Genomic DNA, 17,978 nt, shown 5'->3' on the forward strand with positions numbered 1-17,978 from the left:
TATTCTACTGGCCTGAACAAGATTTTCGCGATACACTTTCGGTCAGACCCCGAAAACGGGGCGTGAACGAGGCAGAAAGTGGCGGTATCTCATGACTGAGATGGTGTATGGCGCGGTCCAGAACCAGCGCGGCGAACCGATTCTACCAAAATGGTGGCGTACAATTGATCGCTGGACGATGACATGCGTCCTGATCCTGTTTGCCATCGGGCTGCTCTTGGGTCTGGCCTCATCTCCGCCGCTGGCAGGTCGCAACGGGTTTGATCCTTTCCACTATGTCGAGCGGCAGGCCTTCTTTGGCATTCTGGCTTTGATCGCGATGCTGTTGACCTCGATGATGTCGCCCACTTTGGTGCGGCGCCTGGCTGTGCTGGGCTTTCTCGCAGCCTTTGTTGCTTTGGCCTTTTTGCCCATTTTCGGGACGGATTTTGGCAAAGGCGCGGTGCGTTGGTATTCGCTGGGCTTTGCATCGTTGCAACCGTCTGAGTTTCTGAAACCGGGGTTCATTGTTGTTGCGGCGTGGCTTTTGGCTGCCTCGCAGGAAATCAACGGTCCACCGGGACGGTTGTGGTCGTTTGCGCTGTGTATGGCGATTGTCGGGATGCTGGTCATGCAACCGGATTTCGGGCAAGCCTGCCTGATCCTCTTTGGTTGGGGCGTGATGTATTTCGTTGCCGGGGCACCAATGCTGTTGCTGGTGGGCATGGCGGGTATCGTGGTTTTGGCCGGGATGTTCGCCTATTCCAACTCGGAACACTTCGCCCGCCGCATCGACGGCTTTCTGAACCAGGAGGTCGATCCGACCACCCAGCTGGGATATGCCACCAACGCAATTCGTGAGGGCGGGCTGTTCGGTGTGGGTGTGGGCGAGGGGCAGGTGAAATGGTCGCTGCCTGACGCGCATACCGATTTCATCATCGCCGTTGCCGCCGAGGAATACGGTTTGATCCTCGTGCTGATTATCATCGCGCTTTATTCGATCATCGTGGTGCGCTCCTTGCTGCGCCTGATGCGTGAACGCGACATGTTCATCCGTCTGGCCGGGACCGGTCTGGCGTGTATGTTCGGCGTTCAGGCGATGATCAATATGGGGGTTGCCGTGCGCTTGTTGCCGGCCAAGGGTATGACGCTGCCCTTTGTCAGCTATGGCGGGTCCTCGTTGATTGCGGGTGGGATCGCGGTGGGCATGTTGCTGGCGTTTACTCGTATCCGCCCGCAGGGCGAGCTGGGTGACATTTTGCGCGGACGAGGGTGATGGCGGCACCGTACCTTTTGATCGCAGCCGGAGGCACAGGCGGGCATATGTTCCCGGCCCAAGCGCTGGCCGAGGCGATGTTGCAAAAGGGATGGCGCGTGCGCCTGTCAACCGACGAGCGCGGCGCGCGCTATACTGGTGCGTTCCCGCCAGAGACCGAGATCGTCGAGGCATCCTCAGCCACATTCGCCCGTGGCGGAGTGGTGGCCAAGCTGATGGTAGGACCCAAGATCGCCGCCGGGGCCAGTGGGATGGTCGCGCAGATGATGCGGGACAAGCCGGATGTGGTTGTGGGCTTTGGCGGCTATCCGTCCATTCCCGCTCTGGCCGCCGCGACTTTGCTCAAGATCCCGCGCATGATCCACGAACAGAACGGTGTTCTGGGTCGGGTCAATCAACTGTTCGCGTCACGTGTTGCCCAAGTGGCCTGTGGTGTCTGGCCCACCGATCTGCCCGACGGGGCCAAAGGCGTTCACACTGGCAACCCGGTGCGTGGCGCTGTTCTGGAACGCGCCGAGGCGGGCTATATCCCGCCCGGTGACTATCCGATGTCGGTTCTGGTCATGGGCGGTTCGCAAGGCGCGCGCATCCTCAGCGATATTGTGCCCGGCGCGATTGCAGCCCTGCCCGAAGGCTTGCGCAGCCACATTCGTGTTGCCCATCAGGCGCGTGACGAAGACGGTGCCCGGGTGACAGCTTTCTACAACGACCACAACATTCGAGCTGAGGTGAAGCCATTCTTTGACGATGTGCCCCGGCGCATGTCGGACGCGCAGCTTGTGATCTCGCGCGCGGGCGCGTCGAGTGTGGCCGATATCTCTGTCATCGGGCGGCCCTCGATTTTGATTCCGTTTGCCGCTGCCGCAGGCGATCACCAAACCGCGAACGCGCGCGGGTTGGTTCAGGCAGGGGCTGCGATCATGATCCCTGAAAATGCACTTGACGTTCCCGCGTTGACCGCGCAAATCGCGCTGGTTCTGAATAACCCCAAAGCCGCGCAAAAAATGGCCCATGCTGCCCTGTCGGTTGGGGCGCTTGACGCAACCGAGCGTCTGGTCGCTCTTGTCGAACAGCTGGCGCAGAAGGAGAGCACATGAATCCTGCAACCAAACTGCCGCAAGATGTGGGGCCGATCCATTTTGTCGGGATCGGCGGGATCGGGATGTCCGGCATCGCCGAGGTTCTTCTCAACCTGGGCTATCAGGTCAGGGGCTCGGATCTAAAGGCGTCCAAGATTACAGACAGGCTTGCTGGTTTGGGGGCCGAGATATTCGTCGGTCAAACGGCCGAGAATCTGGAAGGCGCAGCCGTCGTTGTCGTGTCGACCGCGATCAAGCCGGGAAACCCGGAATTGGACGAGGCGCGCAGGCAAGGCCTGCCGGTGGTGCGCCGCGCCGATATGCTGGCCGAACTGATGCGTTTGAAATCGAATATCGCGATTGCGGGGACACACGGCAAAACCACCACCACCACCATGATGGCCGAGCTCATGGTCGCCGGAGACTTTGACCCTACTGTCATCAATGGCGGCATCATCCACGCTTATGGCTCGAACGCGCGCATGGGGCAGGGTGAATGGATGGTTGTCGAAGCCGATGAGAGCGACGGCTCGTTCAATCGCCTGCCCGCGACCATCGCCATTGTCACCAATATCGACCCCGAACATATGGAGCATTGGGGCGATTTCGATAGGCTGCGCGACGGGTTTCACGAGTTTGTCTCGAACCTTCCATTCTATGGCCTGGCTGTCTGTTGCACGGATCATGCCGAAGTTCAGACGCTGGTGGGCCGGATCACCGACCGCCGCGTGCGCACCTATGGGTTCAACGCGCAGGCTGATGTGCGTGCCGAAAACCTGACCTATAAGGGGGGCGTCGCGCATTTCGACATCCACCTGCAATACGAAGACAAGGTGATCGAAGGTTGCACCCTGCCGATGCCAGGGGATCACAACGTCTCGAACGCGCTGTCAGCTGTGGCCGTGGCTCGTCATCTGGGGATGAAAACGGCCGAAATCCGCGACGCGCTTGCCAATTTCGGGGGCGTCAACCGACGCTTTACCAAAGTCGGCGAGGTCGAGGGTGTCACCATCATCGACGATTACGGCCACCACCCGGTTGAGATTGCAGCGGTGCTGAAAGCCGCCCGTCAAGCGACCGAGGGTCGTGTGATCGCCGTGCATCAACCTCATCGATATTCGCGCCTGTCCAACCTGTTTGATGATTTCTGCACCTGTTTCAACGACGCCGATGTGGTCGCCATAGCCGAGGTTTTTGCCGCGGGCGAAGACCCAATCGACGGCGCCAGCCGGGACGGTCTGGTTCAGGGTCTAATTCGCCACGGCCACCGCCATGCGCGGGCCTTGCTGGACGAAAACGATCTGGAACGTTTGGTGCGCGAACAAGCACGTCCGGGCGACATGGTCGTGTGTCTGGGTGCTGGTACGATCAGCGCTTGGGCCAACGCTCTGCCTGATCGTTTGCTGCGTAAAGAGGCGGTCTGATCTGACCCGAATGTAGCGCAACTGCTTGAATTGTGTTAGTTTGCCGAAAAAATAACCTCTTAGTGGGGGATCGTATGGAATACTCGGTGGTTTTTGCCGCGCTTTGGGTGATCAGCGCGACGGTAGTGGCCTTGCTGCCGATGCGTATGCAGTTCCCTCCAGGGGTGCTATTGCTGATTTGTGCGCCGGTGCTGATCGTGTGGCTTGGATACGATTATGGTGTGATCGTTGGGCTGCTGGCTTTGGCAGGCTTTTTGTCGATGTTCCGATATCCACTGCGCTATTATTGGCTGAAATGGACAGGGCACGAGGTGTCGGAATGAACACTTCGCTTCTGTTGGCCTGTCTTTGGGGGCTGGCTGCAAATGTGCTGGCGATGATTCCCAGCAAAGACAATCATTGGACCCGAGCCTATTTCCTGATTGCCATAGGGATTCCCATTCTGGGCTATGTCACCTATCAGAACGGCCCGTGGATCGGGCTGATCGTTCTGGCCGCAGGCATGTCGGTTCTGCGTTGGCCTGTGATCTATCTGGGACGTTGGCTGCGCAAGCGGATCTGAGAAAACGCCTTGCCTTGCCGGGCCAAATCTCCGATCTAGCGGGCATGACCAATCTCCCGACTCCTCGTGGCAAGCTCACTGAAAATCGTCCGCTGAACGATCTGACCTGGCTACGCGTGGGCGGCCCGGCCGACTATCTGTTCCAACCTGCCGATCTTGAGGATTTGCGAAGCTTTCTACGCACCCTGACTGCGGATGTTCCAGTCTTCCCGATGGGCGTAGGTTCGAACCTGATTGTTCGGGACGGTGGCTTGCGTGCGGTGGTGATCCGGTTGGGGCGCGGGTTCAACAGCATCGAGATCGACGGCAACACCGTCACCTCGGGGGCCGCTGCGTTGGATGCGCATGTAGCGCGCAGGGCGGCGGATGCGGGTGTTGATCTGACGTTCCTGCGCACGATCCCCGGCTCGGTTGGCGGCGCGGTACGAATGAATGCGGGGTGTTATGGCAGTTACACCGCAGATGTGCTGCGCAAGGCAACCATTGTGACGCGCGCGGGCGAGCTGTTGGACCTGAGCGCGGAAGACCTGAACTTTCGCTATCGCCAGTCTGACCTGCCAGATGGCGCCGTGCTGGTCTCGGCGGTTTTTGAAGGCCCCTTGGGCACGCCAGAAGAGTTACACGCCCGGATGGAGTCGCAACTGAAAAAGCGCGACGAAACTCAACCCACCAAAGACCGCAGCGCCGGGTCGACGTTTCGAAATCCGGCAGGGTTTTCGTCAACGGGGCAGGCGGACGACGTGCATGATCTGAAAGCCTGGAAGGTGATTGATGACGCCGGTATGCGCGGGGCCTCACGGGGCGGGGCGCAGATGAGCCGAAAGCATTCGAATTTCCTGATCAATACCGGCAGCGCCACGGCGGCAGACCTTGAAGGACTGGGCGAAGAAGTTCGAAAAAAGGTTTACGAAACAAGCGGCATCACGCTAGAGTGGGAAATCATGCGGGTCGGCGACCCGGTGACAGAATAAAGCCCCATCCGTCAGACCGTTCTCAGGCAAATTCAGGCGACGGATCAAAGGCATAAACGCAGTACGGGCCACCAGATAAGGTCCGGGGACATTGAGGCGCTAAGTGGGTAGGTCGAGCAGGACAACCCCGAAAGTGGCGGTATTGATGGGCGGCCCCTCGGCGGAACGCGAGGTGTCACTCAGCAGCGGGCGCGAATGCGCAGCCGCCCTCAGGGGAGAAGGCTTTGAAGTGGTCGAACTGGACGCAGGTCCCGACCTTTACGCGCGTCTTCTGGACATCAAACCGGATGTGGTATTCAACGGGCTGCATGGTCGTTGGGGCGAAGACGGTTGCGTGCAGGGCCTGTTGGAATGGATGCGTATTCCCTACACCCATTCCGGCGTGCTGGCCTCGGCGCTTGCGATGGACAAGCAGCGCAGCAAAGAGGTCTATCATGCCGAAGGGCTGCCCATCGTTCCAAGCATCATTGTACCCAAAATCGAAGTTGTCGAAGCGCATGTGATGCAGCCACCCTATGTGGCCAAGCCCAACAATGAGGGCTCCAGCGTTGGTATCTATATCGTGCACGAAAGCGCGAATGGGCCCCCGCAACTGGACGAGACGATGCCCGACCATGTGATGGTCGAGAAATATGTTGCGGGTCGCGAGTTGACTGTGACGGTGATGGGCGACCGCCCGCTGACCGTGACCGAGATCATGACCGATGGCGGTTGGTACGATTATGATGCCAAATACAAACCCGGCGGCTCATGGCATGTGCTGCCGGCGGACATCCCGCAGCACATTTTTGACCGCTGTATGGAATATGCCGTTACGGCGCATAATGCGCTTGGGTGCAGGGGGGTAACGCGTACCGATTACCGCTGGGATGACAGCCAGGGGGCGGACGGGTTGTTCCTGCTCGAAACCAACACGCAGCCTGGCATGACACCGACCTCGCTTGTGCCCGAACAAGCCGTCCATTGCGGCATGACATTCGGTGAACTTTGCGCCTGGATGGTGGAGGACGCGTCATGCGACCGCTGAAAGCCACACGCAGTCTGACGATTCATCGGTCCAAACCTTTGGTGGGCCCCGATGCAGATTTTGCCTCGGGTGACGCCAGTGAAACGGACCGCCAGCCGGTTCTGCATTTGCGCGGGGTCAAGCTGTTTGGTCGCGCAACACAGGGAGGCGATCCGGCCCCATCACGGCTGAGCTATCGCTTGCAACGCTGGCTTTTGACGCGCGGTGTGCGTCGTGGCCTGAAAATTGGGCTGCCCATTGTGATTGTGGCCGCAGGAATTGGTGGTTTCTTTGCCTCTGAAGACAGGCGCGCCGAGGTGGTCAGCTATTTCGCGGATATCAAGACCTCGATCCAGGAGCGACCAGAATTCATGGTCAATCTGATGGCCATCGACGGGGCTGGTACCGGGTTGTCACAAGATATTCGTGAGGTTGTACCGCTGGATTTCCCAATCAGTTCCTGGGATCTGGATGTCGAGCATATCCGCGATACGATTACCGGATTGGACCCGGTTAAATCTGCCACCGTGCGTATTCGGCCCGGGGGAATTCTTCAGGTCGATGTGATCGAACGCCAGCCCGTGATCCTGTGGCGCACGCGGCAGGGGATCGAATTGCTGGACGAAACCGGCGCTCATGTCGAAATGATTGCGACCCGCGCTGATCACCCCGATCTGCCTGTGATCGCGGGCAAAGGCGCGGATCGGCATGTCAGTGAAGCGCTTGAGATTTTGCGTACCGCCAGCAGCCTGGGCAGCCGGGTGCGCGGGCTGGCGCGGGTCGGTGAACGCCGCTGGGATCTGGTTCTGGACCGCGACCAGCGCATCATGCTGCCGACCGAACGCCCGGTTCGTGCTCTGGAACGGGTGCTGGCGGTGAACGAGGTTCAGGATCTGCTCGAGCGCGATGTGGCTGCCGTGGATATGCGTCTGGGGCAGCGCCCGACCATTCGAATGAACCAGGTCGCGAGTGACCTGTGGTGGAATACTAAAGTGGCAGTGAGTGACGAGCAATAACGTGATGATGACCGACCTTTATCAGTCCCAACGGGCAATGCGGCAGATGCGCCGTCAGGCGATGCAGCGCGGTGTGATTGCGATCCTGGATGTCGGAAGCTCGAAGATTTCGTGTCTTGTCTTGCGGTTTGACGGTACCGCGCCGCAAAGCGAGGACAACACAATCGGCTCGATGGCCGGTCAGACCGGGTTTCGCGTCATCGGAGCAGCGACAACGCGGTCGCGCGGCGTGCGCTTTGGTGAAATCACCGAAATGCAAGAAACCGAGCGCGCCATTCGGACCGCCCTGCAAGCGGCGCAGAAGATGGCCGATATCCGGGTGGATCACGTGATTGCCTGTTTCTCGGGGGCAAATCCACGCTCTTACGGTCTGGACGCGCAGGTGGATATCGAAGGCCAATTGGTCACCGAGGCCGAAGTGGGACGGGTTCTGAATGCCTGCGATGTGCCCGATTACGGCGCAGGGCGCGAAGTGCTGCATGCGCAGCCGGTGAACTTTGCGCTCGACAATCGCTCGGGCCTGATTGATCCGCGCGGGCAGTTGGGGCAATCACTTGCGGTGGATATGCACATGCTGACCGTTGATGCAGTCGCAATCCAGAATCTGGTGCGGTGCATCAAACGCTGTGACCTGGAATTGGCGGGCATTGCGAATTCGGCCTATGTCTCGGGCATATCGGCCCTGGTCGAGGACGAGCAGGAACTGGGCGCGGCCTGTATCGACATGGGTGGCGGCACCACCAGCGTTTCGATCTTTATGAAGAAACACATGATCTATGCTGACAGCGTCCGGATGGGCGGCGATCATGTGACCTCCGATATCTCGATGGGCTTGGGTGTGCCCGCCAGCGTGGCCGAGCGGATCAAGACCTTCAACGGTGGCGTTCATGCCACCGGCGCGGATGACCGCGACATGATCGATATCGGAGGCGACACCGGCGATTGGGAGCATGACCGCCGCACCGTCAGTCGGGCCGAACTGATCGGCATCATGCGCCCGCGCGTGGAAGAGATTCTGGAAGAGGTGCGCCTCTGTCTGGATGCCGCAGGCTTTGACCATCTGCCAAGCCAGCAGATCGTGCTCACGGGCGGCGGCAGTCAGATCATGGGTCTGGACGGATTGGCCAGCCGGATCCTTGGCCAGCGTGTGCGTCTCGGTCGACCGCTGCGCGTGCACGGATTGCCGCAATCGGCTACTGGGCCGGGCTTTTCCTCTGCCGTGGGGCTCAGCCTGTTTGCAGCGCATCCGCAAGACGAATGGTGGGATTTCGAAATCCCGGTCGATACCTACTCGGCCCGACCCTTCAAGCGCGCCGTGCGCTGGTTCCGTGACAATTGGTAAGCGCCTTCAAGCGACAGCTTGCACCATCGCGGCCAGCTTGCCTTCGCTGGCCGCAGCGCAAACGATAATCTCTCCCGAGGCGTTTCTGGAGGCCGTTGTTGGTAAGACGATCCAGTTTTACGAGATACGGTCAGGGATTCTTGTCGGCACCGAAGAATTTCTAAACCCTTCGCTGTCCGTCTGGCGGGCGGAGGGCAGAGGCTGTGTTTATGGGCGTATCACCACCCCGAACGGGCAGCTGTGTTTCCTCTACGATGATGATGAAGACGGTTTGCCCGTGTGCTGGTGGCCCTTTCTGCACGAAGATCGTCTGATGGTACGTCTGGTCGAATTTCCACGCAGCGAGATACAAGAAGTGCGCAGCATCACCGAAGACAGTCTGGACTGCCCAGCCACTCCGATAGGTTGAAGAAAGTGGTTGCGGACGGGGGTTTTATCCCCCAAAATATCCACAGGGTCCGACAGAGGCCCAGCGGCAGAGCTTTGAGCAGTGATCCGCACAGATAGGTGAATCAGTTTGCATGGCGCATGGCCCTTACGGCGATGTGCACGTCATGGTTGTTGTGGTGCGCTTGCTATCGACCCCAACATATGATGCATGGCGCGAAATGTCGCCGGTCACTGCCATAATTCCTCCATATTTTGTAGGAATCAGCGATTTTTGGCGTGACCTTTGCGGATTCGAAAGTTAAAATCCATGCAGGATAGGTCAGAAAAACACCGCATTTTGCGGAAAACTTATAGACAGGCGGACAGAGCATGACATTGAATCTTTCGATGCCCGGGCACGACGAATTGAAGCCACGGATTACGGTTTTTGGCGTTGGTGGTGCGGGTGGCAACGCTGTTAACAACATGATTGAGAAGCAGCTGGACGGTGTCGACTTTGTCGTTGCCAATACGGATGCTCAAGCTCTGCAGCAAAGCCAGTCCTCTGCCCGTGTTCAACTGGGTGTCAAAGTGACTGAAGGCCTGGGGGCGGGTGCTCGTCCCGCTGTTGGCGCTGCTGCGGCTGAGGAAAGCATCGAGCAGATCGTCGATCATCTGGCCGGCGCGCATATGTGCTTTATCACCGCGGGCATGGGTGGCGGCACCGGCACTGGGGCCGCGCCGATCATCGCACAGGCCGCGCGTGAGCTGGGTGTTCTGACCGTCGGCGTTGTCACCAAGCCGTTCCAATTCGAAGGCGCCAAACGGATGCGTCAGGCCGAAGACGGTGTCGACTCGCTGCAAAAGGTGGTCGACACGCTGATCATCATCCCCAACCAGAACCTGTTCCGTCTGGCCAATGAAAAAACCACCTTCACCGAAGCATTCTCGATGGCCGATGACGTTCTCTATCAGGGTGTCAAAGGTGTAACTGACCTGATGGTGCGTCCGGGTCTGATCAACCTCGACTTTGCAGATGTCCGCGCCGTGATGGATGAGATGGGCAAGGCCATGATGGGCACCGGCGAAGCGACCGGCGAGGATCGCGCCATTCAGGCGGCTGAAAAAGCCATTGCCAACCCGCTGCTGGACGAAATCAGCCTGCGCGGTGCCAAGGGTGTGCTGATCAACATCACCGGGTCCGACGATCTGACCCTGTTCGAACTGGACGAAGCAGCCAACCGTATTCGCGAGGAAGTGGACCCCGAAGCCAACATCATCGTCGGCTCAACCCTCGACACCGCGATGGAAGGTGGAATGCGGGTATCGGTTGTTGCAACCGGGATCGACGCAGCCGAAGACCAAGGCGAAACTCCGGTCGCGCGGCGTTCCATGTCCGAGCCCTTGACGCGAACGGTCGCTGCCGAAGCTCCGGCGGCCGAGACGCAGGTCGCTGAGCTGGAACAGGCACCTGCTGCGGAAACCACGGTGGCCCCGACGCTCTTTGAATCGATGGAGAATTCCGACGCACAGGACAACTGGCGTGAGGAACCTGCTGCGCGGCAAACAGAGGATGATGGTTTGCCTCCACCGGCCTATCAGCCGCAAGTCGCCGCATTCGAACCGCAGCCGGAAATGGTTGAACCAGAGCCCTATGCCGCACCCGCTGCTGCTGTCCCGGGAACCCCTTCGCCTGAGGCGCTTGAGCGACTGCAGAAAGCCGTACAAAACGTACCGGGCGGACAACGTCGTTTCGCAGCCGAGCGGCCGCAAGCACCGGTCGAGCGGGCCCCGGTCGAAGCCGAAGATCGCCCCCGCTTTGGCTTCAACCGGTTGATTGATCGCATGACCGGTCATGCCGGTGACACTCCGGCCCAAGCACCGCGTCATCAGCCAAGTTTGCGCCAAGCTGACGCTACGGCACCTGTCGCAGAAGAGGCGGATCCAGACCAGGATCGCATCGAAATTCCGGCCTTCCTACGCCGTCAAGCGAACTAAGGCTGGTCACAAAATCCTTGGAAAGAGCCGCCGCCGGGCGGCTCTTTTTATTTTAAAAACAACCTACTAACCTTCGGTAAGCAGGGTTTCGCTTATCTGTCACATTCATGTTTCAATCGGTTGCAAAGAGTGAGTTGAGCCTAGACGCCCTGTTCCTTAGGTGAGGATGCGTTAACTCCGCTTCGGCGGGACACCACTCTCGGGGGCACAATTTGCAACATACGCTCAAATCTCCGGTCACGTTCACTGGTTACGGTTTGCATGGCGGCAAGCCCGCGAAAATGATTCTGAAACCGGCAGCTGTCGGCCACGGTATCTGGTTCAAACGAACCGATATTGAGGTCGGCGATACGATGGTTCCAGCCGCCTATGACATGACCGAGCATGTGCCCTTGTGTACGCGTCTGGTGAATGCCAGCGGTGTTTCGGTTTCGACGGTCGAGCATATCATGGCGGCGCTTGCTGGATGTGGATTGCACAACGTTCTGATCGAAATAGATGGCCCCGAAGTTCCTGTGATGGACGGCTCGTCCGTTGCTTTTGTTCGCACCATCATGGCGGCGGGTTTGCGCCGCCAGGCGGCTCCGGTTTTGGCCTATGAGATTCTAAAGCCAGTCAGCGTAGAGCACAATGGCGGCACAGCCAGCTTGGTCCCCTCTGAGAATTTTGAGATCGAGTTTACAATCGATTTTGAAGACAAGATCATCGGACGCCAAAGCGCTTTTCTGAACATGTCCAACGGAGCTTTCGCGCGCGAGCTGTCTGATAGCCGTACTTTCTGCCGTAAGTCCGATGTCGATATGATGCGCGAGAACGGACTGGCGCAGGGTGGTACGCTTGACAATGCGGTCGTTGTTGACGGCGAAACCGTCCTGACACCGGGTGGTTTGCGGCATGAGGACGAAGCAGTTCGTCACAAGATGCTTGATGCGTTTGGCGATCTCTATCTGGCAGGTGGTCCGATTTTGGGTCGCTATATGGGTGAACGGTCCGGCCATACCGCAACCAACAAATTGTTGCGCAAACTGTTCGAGACCCCGGATGCGGTGCGCCCGGTACTGTGCACGCCTGAACAAGCCGCGCGTTTGCCCGGCCAAGGGCTAGTCGCGAGTGAAATTCCGCAGGTCGCCTGAGAAAGATCAGCTCTGGCAACAATTGCGTCAGAGACCCTATAAGGCGTTTTGCACCGGAATTTTATGTGCTAGACCGTTTCCGATCAGGGGCGTGCCCCGATAAGCAAGACGACAAGGATGGGCGGAATGGTTGGCACCAAAGCGGCAGTCAGGTTCGCGGTTGCGATTCTTCTGACAGCAACTTTGACGGCATGCGGAAGCGGCGGCCTTTTCAAAAGCCGGGGTGCGGACCGCAGCCAGAACCTTGAAGGGTTCACGCCGGAACAAATCTATACCCGAGGCGAGTACGAGCTTTCGCAGAATCGCTCGGATGACGCGGCGTGGTATTTCTCGGAAGTCGAACGCCTCTATCCTTATTCCGATTGGGCCAAACGCGCGCTGATCATGCAGGCGTTTTCGTTCCATTCCGATCAGAACTATGCAGAAAGCCGCGCAGCCGCACAGCGCTATATCGATTTCTATCCTACCGACGAAGATGCTGCCTACGCGCAATACCTGCTTGCGCTCAGTTATTATGACCAAATCGACGAAGTTGGTCGCGATCAGGGGCTGACATTCCAGGCCCTACAATCCTTGCGCACCGTGATCGAGGTTTATCCCGACAGCGAATATGCAACCTCGGCTGTTTTGAAATTTGATCTGGCATTTGACCATCTGGCTGGCAAAGAGATGGAGATCGGTCGCTATTACCTGCGTCAGGATCACTATACCGCTGCGATCAACCGGTTCCGTGTTGTGGTCGAAGATTTCCAGACCACCTCACATACGGCCGAGGCGCTGTATCGTTTGGTTGAAGCTTACCTGTCTCTGGGTCTGGTCGATGAAGCTCAGACCGCTGGCGCGATCCTTGGGTTCAACTACCAGTCGTCCGAATGGTATGATGACGCTTATACCCTGCTGACCTCTCGCGGCCTGGATCTGAAGAGCCGGGGCAACAACTGGCTTGCCACGATCTACCGTCAGACCATCAAGGGTGAGTGGTTGTAATCGCTATGGCTTTTGGCTTGGGAAGCTAAAGACCCGATGCTTCGCGCCTTGGATATTCGCGACATGCTTATCATCGACCGGTTGGAGCTGAGTTTCCAACCGGGCTTGAACGCGTTGACTGGCGAAACGGGTGCGGGGAAATCGATCCTGCTGGATTCGCTTGGCTTTGTTCTGGGCTGGCGCGGGCGTGCGGAATTGGTGCGCCAAGGCGCGGCCCAGGGGGAGGTTGTGGCCGAATTTGATCTACCCGCCAATCACCCTGCTCATTCTATTCTTGAAGAGGCTGGTTTGCCCGACGGAGACGAGTTGATTTTGCGCCGCATCAACACGGCTGAGGGGCGCAAGACTGCTTGGGTCAATGATCGCCGTTGCTCGGGCGAGGTGCTGCGGGCGTTGTCGGAGACGCTGATTGAATTACATGGCCAGCACGATGATCGCGGCCTGCTGAACCCATGGGGCCATCGGGCGATGCTGGATGCCTATGCGGCTGCTGGGGACGAACTGGCGGCTGTCCGCGCGGCGTGGTCCGAAATGTCGCGGGTGCGCAAGGCGCTGGAGCAGACCGAAACGGCGTTGAACGCGATGCGTGCCGAAGAAGAGTTTTTGCGCCATTCGGTTGCCGAGTTGGATCAGCTTGACCCGCGGCCCGGCGAAGATGCCGAGCTGGATGCGCGCCGCCGCATGATGCAGGGGGCCGAGCGGATCCGCGATGACGTGGCCCGCGCGTTCTCATTGTTGGGTGGTGACGGTGCAGAAGCTGCGATAGCCGATGCTGTGCGTTGGCTGGAGGGTGTTTCAGACAGTGCCGGTGGGCAGCTGGAAGAGCCGATCGCCGCACTGGGGCGCGCCCTGATCGAATTGGGAGAGGCGCAAGATGGTGTTAACGCCTGCCTGCAAGCGCTTGATTTCAACCCGGCCGAGCTGGAGCAAACAGAAGAACGTCTTTTTGCCATCCGTGCATTGGCCCGCAAGCATGATGTGGCCCCGGATGATTTGGGCGCGTATGCGGAAACGCTGCGCGACAGGCTGGGGCGGTTGGATGCAGGTGACGCGGATCTTTCGGAAAAACGCGCGGCTGTTGAAGCCGCGCAAGTCGCTTATGACAACGCAGCAGCTGCGCTGAGCACGAAGCGGCAAGAGGCAGCCACCGCCTTGGACGATGCGGTGATGGCGGAACTCACCCCGCTGAAGATGGAGCGCGCGGTTTTCCGGACGGAAATCACCACAAGCGATGCAGGGCCAGAAGGGATCGACGCTGTGGCCTTTACTGTGGCCACTAACCCCGGTGCGCCCTCTGGACCGCTGAACAAGATTGCATCGGGCGGGGAACTCAGCCGATTTCTTCTGGCGCTCAAGGTCTGCCTGACCGGGGACGACAGCGCCCGCACGATGATCTTTGATGAGATCGACCGGGGCGTCGGTGGTGCCACAGCCGACGCGGTGGGGCGCCGCCTGGCCGCTTTGGCGCAGGGTGGTCAGGTGTTGGTGGTGACCCACTCACCCCAAGTCGCCGCCCGCGCAGCGCATCACTGGCGGGTGCAGAAACATGTGACAGGTGATCAGACCCTCTCGACCGTGATCCCGCTGGATGATCCTGACCGGGTGGACGAAATTGCTCGCATGGTCGCAGGCGACACAATCACCGACGAGGCGCGCGCTGCTGCCCGTGCTTTGTTGGACGCATGATGGCCAATTCAGCGCCCTAGCGTCTTCCCACGGTCAGGCACGTCGCCTAGTAAGGGTTAAGGACCACCTTCCGAGGATCAATGACCCAGTCAACCCGCACCGTGCTGCGCAATCAGCTCAATCAGGCGCTTTCCGCGTTGCGAGACGCCTGGCGCGTCCTGCGCCATCGCGGTCCCAGTCAGGTTCAATTCTGGTTCATTGCTTTGGCCATCGGGATCGCCGCTGGCTTTATGGCGCTTGGGTTTCGGATGGCGATCACCTGGCTGCAGGCATTCCTCTACCAAACCGACAACATTCTATTCCTGCACAGCCATGCTGAAAGGCTTTCGTGGCTGTGGATCCTGCTGTTGCCCGTATTCGGTGGGCTGGTTGTTGGGATAATCCTGCACAAGTTCACCGATGACGGACGTGTGCGGTCGGTCGCGGATGTCATCGAAGGGGCGGCGATTACAGATGGTCGTGTCGAGACGAAGGCTGGCATCGCCTCTTTCTTTGCATCGCTGATCACGCTCAGTTCGGGTGGTTCAAGCGGTCGGGAAGGACCAGTGGTTCACATGGCCGGGGTGATTTCCACCTGGGTGAGTGATCGAATTCACGCGGATGGCATCACCGGGCGCGACCTGCTGGGTTGCGCCGTCGCGGCTGCGGTTTCAGCCAGTTTCAACGCGCCCATCGCGGGAGCCCTGTTTGCGTTGGAAGTGGTGCTGCGCCATTTCGCCGTCCATGCGTTCGCACCGATTGTCATTGCCTCGGTCGCGGGCACGGTGATCAACCGGTTGGCCTATGGCGATGTTACGGAATTCACGCTCAATACACCGGGATCTTTGCAGTTCTACGTAGAGCTACCTGCTTTTCTGATCCTGGGACTGATCTGCGGGTTGGTGGCCTTGCTCCTGATGCGGTCGATCTTTTTTGCCGAGGACATTGGCACCCATATCCAGAACCGGCTGTCCCTGCCACGCTGGCTGCGCCCGGCGGTGTCGGGGGCGATGCTGGGTCTGCTGGCGATCTGGTTTCCGCATATCATTGGTGTGGGGTATGAGACCACGATCCGCGCCTTGACCGGGGATCTGGTTCTGACAACAGCCATCCTTTTTGCGGTGATCAAGACAGTGGCTTTGGCGATCACCATGGGCGGTCGTATGGGGGGCGGGGTGTTCTCTCCGGCCTTGATGATTGGCGCGCTGACAGGGCTGGCCTTTGGCCTGATTGCTACCGGTTTGCTGCCGGATGTGTCGGGAACCCATACGCTTTACGCCTTCGCGGGCATGGGGGCGGTGGCGGCGGCTGTTTTAGGCGCGCCAATTTCAACAACATTGATTGTGTTTGAACTGACAGGTGATTGGCAGATCGGCCTGGCCGTTATGGTTTCGGTCTCGATGTCCACAGCCTTGGCCTCGCGCCTGGTGGATCGGTCGTTCTTCCTGACACAGCTGGAACGGCGGAACGTGCATCTGGCGGCAGGCCCGCAGGCTTATTTGCTGGCGATGCTGCGGGCGGGAACGGTGATGCGCCCAATCGGAGATCCGCGCGCGATCTCCGAGGACGAGGCCAAGGCTCTGATCGCGCAAGGGCTGTGTGTCAGCGCCAGCGCTACGCTTGAGGCCGCGATGCCCTATTTCGACCGCGCTGACATACCGTGTATCCCCGTTGTCGTTCAGGATGATACGGGGCAAGAGAACCCGGTCGGGACTCTCTATCATGTGGACGCCCTAAAGGCTTATAACCGCGCGCTTGCGGCCACGGCTGCGGAAGAACATTCCTGATCAGCCGCCATAGACGCTGGCCGCATCGCCAAGGTAATTGTCCCAGGCAAACCAATACGAGATATGGCCCGCTACGCGCGGCAATTCCGTGCCATCGGGGCTGATCAAAGCCTCTTCGGTAACGCGCCAGCGTACGCCCTTGGCATCTTGCAAAGTGCCATCCACAGTCTTGAACCTATGCGACTTGCGTTCATAGGCCCGCACACTGCGTTTCTTGGGATCGCCCATCAGAACAACGGGCCTGTCAGCGATGGCGTCGTTGATAACGGGTTTGCCCTGGAACGCATCCAGTGGCCAGGCCCGCGCAGCCCCGAACTGGCGGATGGCAAACACATAGTCCTTTTGGCGGTGCTGCGATTGATCCACCAGTGCGGGGAACATCAACTCGGGCGATGCAAAATATTCCTGATAGACAACGCCCGACCCATAGTTGCGGCGATGTCCGGTGCTGAGCGAAAGAACCTTGCTGTCGGGATGCGAGGCTTTCCAGCTGTCCCAGCGGGTTATCACGACCGGGCGCTGCTTCAGCTCGATCCCGCTGTCGACCAAAGGTCCAACCACAGGTTTGCCGGTATATTGGTTCCACAGTGAATGGGTGGTGCGGTCGAACATCAGTTTATTGGACCGATAGAGAAAACCGGATGAGCCGAAAACCAGCGGTTTGCGCTGTCCGGGAACCTGCGTTTCAAACAGGATACCCGATCCGCACAAGGTGCAATAGGCCAGAGCGACGGGCACACCTCCGATCACCTCGTTGAACATCTCGTGCCAGCCCATTATGCGCAGCGGATAGGCACGCACATCGCCATTGATTGAAACACCAAAGACCAGATCGTCGTCTTTGAGGTATGAGGCTCCTTTGGCCGAAATCAGCGTTGGATTGTCCAGCGACGGGATACCGTCTTTCTTGACCCCGCCCCAGGTGATTTCTTCAAGGCGGATTTTCATCTTGTCGCGCTGCAAATACTCGGGGCGCAGGAAGACGTCAAAATTCTCGTCGATACCCAGCAGTACTTCACGTTTGAATGGGATCAGCGAGGGGTGGGGTACGATCTGCGGATTACGCTCTTGCCAGAGCATCCATTCGAACCAATCGGTTCCAAGATCCTGCCCGCTTAACTCGGCCATGACGGCGGCGATTTCGTCACGACGTCTGCCGGAATAGCGTAGTCCGGTCAACAGGGCGGCAACAACGTCGGGGTCGCCGCGTTCGCGCAAAAAATCCATCCCATACTGAAATTCCGAGGTGATCCCGAACAAGGTGGACCGCACGGCGTCGAGCACGGGATCTTCCTGGGCCCATCCGATATTGGGCAGCATCGCGCCGGCCCCAAGCAGGCTGGCAAAATGGCGGCGAGTTATCATCATGGCTCTCTCTCCAATC

The 17,978-nt window shown here is 59.1% G+C and carries 16 protein-coding genes; 15 read left to right on the forward strand and 1 reads right to left on the reverse strand.

The features are described from left to right. The first annotated feature begins 91 nt into the window (after nt 1–91). From ftsW to GOX45_RS00295, 15 genes are all read left to right on the forward strand, one after another. Nucleotides 92–1,255: a putative lipid II flippase FtsW gene (gene ftsW / locus GOX45_RS00225; protein ID WP_171096831.1), complete on the forward strand. Its 1,164-nt coding sequence runs from the start codon at nt 92–94 to the stop codon at nt 1,253–1,255. After that, nucleotides 1,255–2,352, forward strand: coding sequence for a UDP-N-acetylglucosamine--N-acetylmuramyl-(pentapeptide) pyrophosphoryl-undecaprenol N-acetylglucosamine transferase (locus GOX45_RS00230; RefSeq protein WP_171096832.1), 1,098 nt, complete (start codon nt 1,255–1,257; stop codon nt 2,350–2,352). Before ftsW ends, GOX45_RS00230 begins: the two co-directional genes overlap by 1 nt. After that, entirely contained in the window at nt 2,349–3,758 is a 1,410-nt protein-coding gene (gene murC / locus GOX45_RS00235; protein ID WP_171096833.1) for a UDP-N-acetylmuramate--L-alanine ligase, read from the forward strand. The genes GOX45_RS00230 and murC overlap by 4 nt, the downstream gene beginning before the upstream one ends. A 74-nt stretch (nt 3,759–3,832) precedes the next feature. Then, entirely contained in the window at nt 3,833–4,081 is a 249-nt protein-coding gene (locus tag GOX45_RS00240; protein ID WP_171096834.1) for a DUF2484 family protein, read from the forward strand. Further along, nucleotides 4,078–4,320: a DUF2484 family protein gene (locus GOX45_RS00245; RefSeq protein WP_171096835.1), complete on the forward strand. Its 243-nt coding sequence runs from the start codon at nt 4,078–4,080 to the stop codon at nt 4,318–4,320. The genes GOX45_RS00240 and GOX45_RS00245 overlap by 4 nt, the downstream gene beginning before the upstream one ends. Nucleotides 4,321–4,364: 44 nt before the next feature. Beyond that, on the forward strand, nt 4,365–5,291 hold the full coding sequence (gene murB, locus GOX45_RS00250; RefSeq protein WP_171096836.1) for a UDP-N-acetylmuramate dehydrogenase: 927 nt from the start codon (nt 4,365–4,367) through the stop codon (nt 5,289–5,291). 103 nt (nt 5,292–5,394) lie between these two features. Continuing rightward, nucleotides 5,395–6,318, forward strand: coding sequence for a D-alanine--D-alanine ligase (locus GOX45_RS00255; protein ID WP_171096838.1), 924 nt, complete (start codon nt 5,395–5,397; stop codon nt 6,316–6,318). After that, nucleotides 6,306–7,313 (forward strand): cell division protein FtsQ/DivIB, encoded by a 1,008-nt coding sequence (locus GOX45_RS00260; protein WP_171096840.1) that lies wholly within the window; start codon nt 6,306–6,308, stop codon nt 7,311–7,313. Before GOX45_RS00255 ends, GOX45_RS00260 begins: the two co-directional genes overlap by 13 nt. Nucleotides 7,314–7,320: 7 nt before the next feature. Further along, nucleotides 7,321–8,655 (forward strand): cell division protein FtsA, encoded by a 1,335-nt coding sequence (ftsA, locus tag GOX45_RS00265; protein ID WP_171096842.1) that lies wholly within the window; start codon nt 7,321–7,323, stop codon nt 8,653–8,655. After that, complete coding sequence (locus tag GOX45_RS00270) at nt 8,642–9,064, forward strand: hypothetical protein (protein ID WP_171096844.1); 423 nt, start codon at nt 8,642–8,644, stop codon at nt 9,062–9,064. Before ftsA ends, GOX45_RS00270 begins: the two co-directional genes overlap by 14 nt. Nucleotides 9,065–9,414: 350 nt before the next feature. After that, a complete protein-coding gene (gene ftsZ / locus GOX45_RS00275; RefSeq protein ID WP_171096846.1) occupies nt 9,415–11,022 on the forward strand; it encodes a cell division protein FtsZ in 1,608 nt (535 codons plus the stop codon). Between the two features lie 212 nt (nt 11,023–11,234). Then, the gene (lpxC, locus tag GOX45_RS00280) at nt 11,235–12,155 is read left to right on the forward strand and encodes a UDP-3-O-acyl-N-acetylglucosamine deacetylase (RefSeq protein WP_171096848.1); all 921 of its coding nucleotides are present in this window, start codon (nt 11,235–11,237) and stop codon (nt 12,153–12,155) included. A 126-nt stretch (nt 12,156–12,281) separates the two neighbouring features. Then, nucleotides 12,282–13,142 carry an outer membrane protein assembly factor BamD gene (locus GOX45_RS00285; RefSeq protein ID WP_171096850.1) on the forward strand — a complete coding sequence of 287 codons (861 nt, stop codon included), beginning with the start codon at nt 12,282–12,284 and terminating at the stop codon, nt 13,140–13,142. A gap of 36 nt (nt 13,143–13,178) precedes the next feature. Next, nucleotides 13,179–14,828: a DNA repair protein RecN gene (recN, locus tag GOX45_RS00290; protein WP_171096852.1), complete on the forward strand. Its 1,650-nt coding sequence runs from the start codon at nt 13,179–13,181 to the stop codon at nt 14,826–14,828. A gap of 80 nt (nt 14,829–14,908) precedes the next feature. Further along, a complete protein-coding gene (locus tag GOX45_RS00295; protein ID WP_171096854.1) occupies nt 14,909–16,594 on the forward strand; it encodes a chloride channel protein in 1,686 nt (561 codons plus the stop codon). Here GOX45_RS00295 and GOX45_RS00300 read toward each other — a convergent pair whose 3' ends face one another. Further along, nucleotides 16,595–17,962, reverse strand: a complete 1,368-nt coding sequence (locus GOX45_RS00300) for a DUF3179 domain-containing protein (protein ID WP_171096855.1) — start codon at nt 17,960–17,962, stop codon at nt 16,595–16,597. Nucleotides 17,963–17,978: the final 16 nt, after the last annotated feature.

It is taken from the genome of Ruegeria sp. HKCCD7255 (assembly GCF_013031565.1).
Classification (GTDB): domain Bacteria; phylum Pseudomonadota; class Alphaproteobacteria; order Rhodobacterales; family Rhodobacteraceae; genus Ruegeria.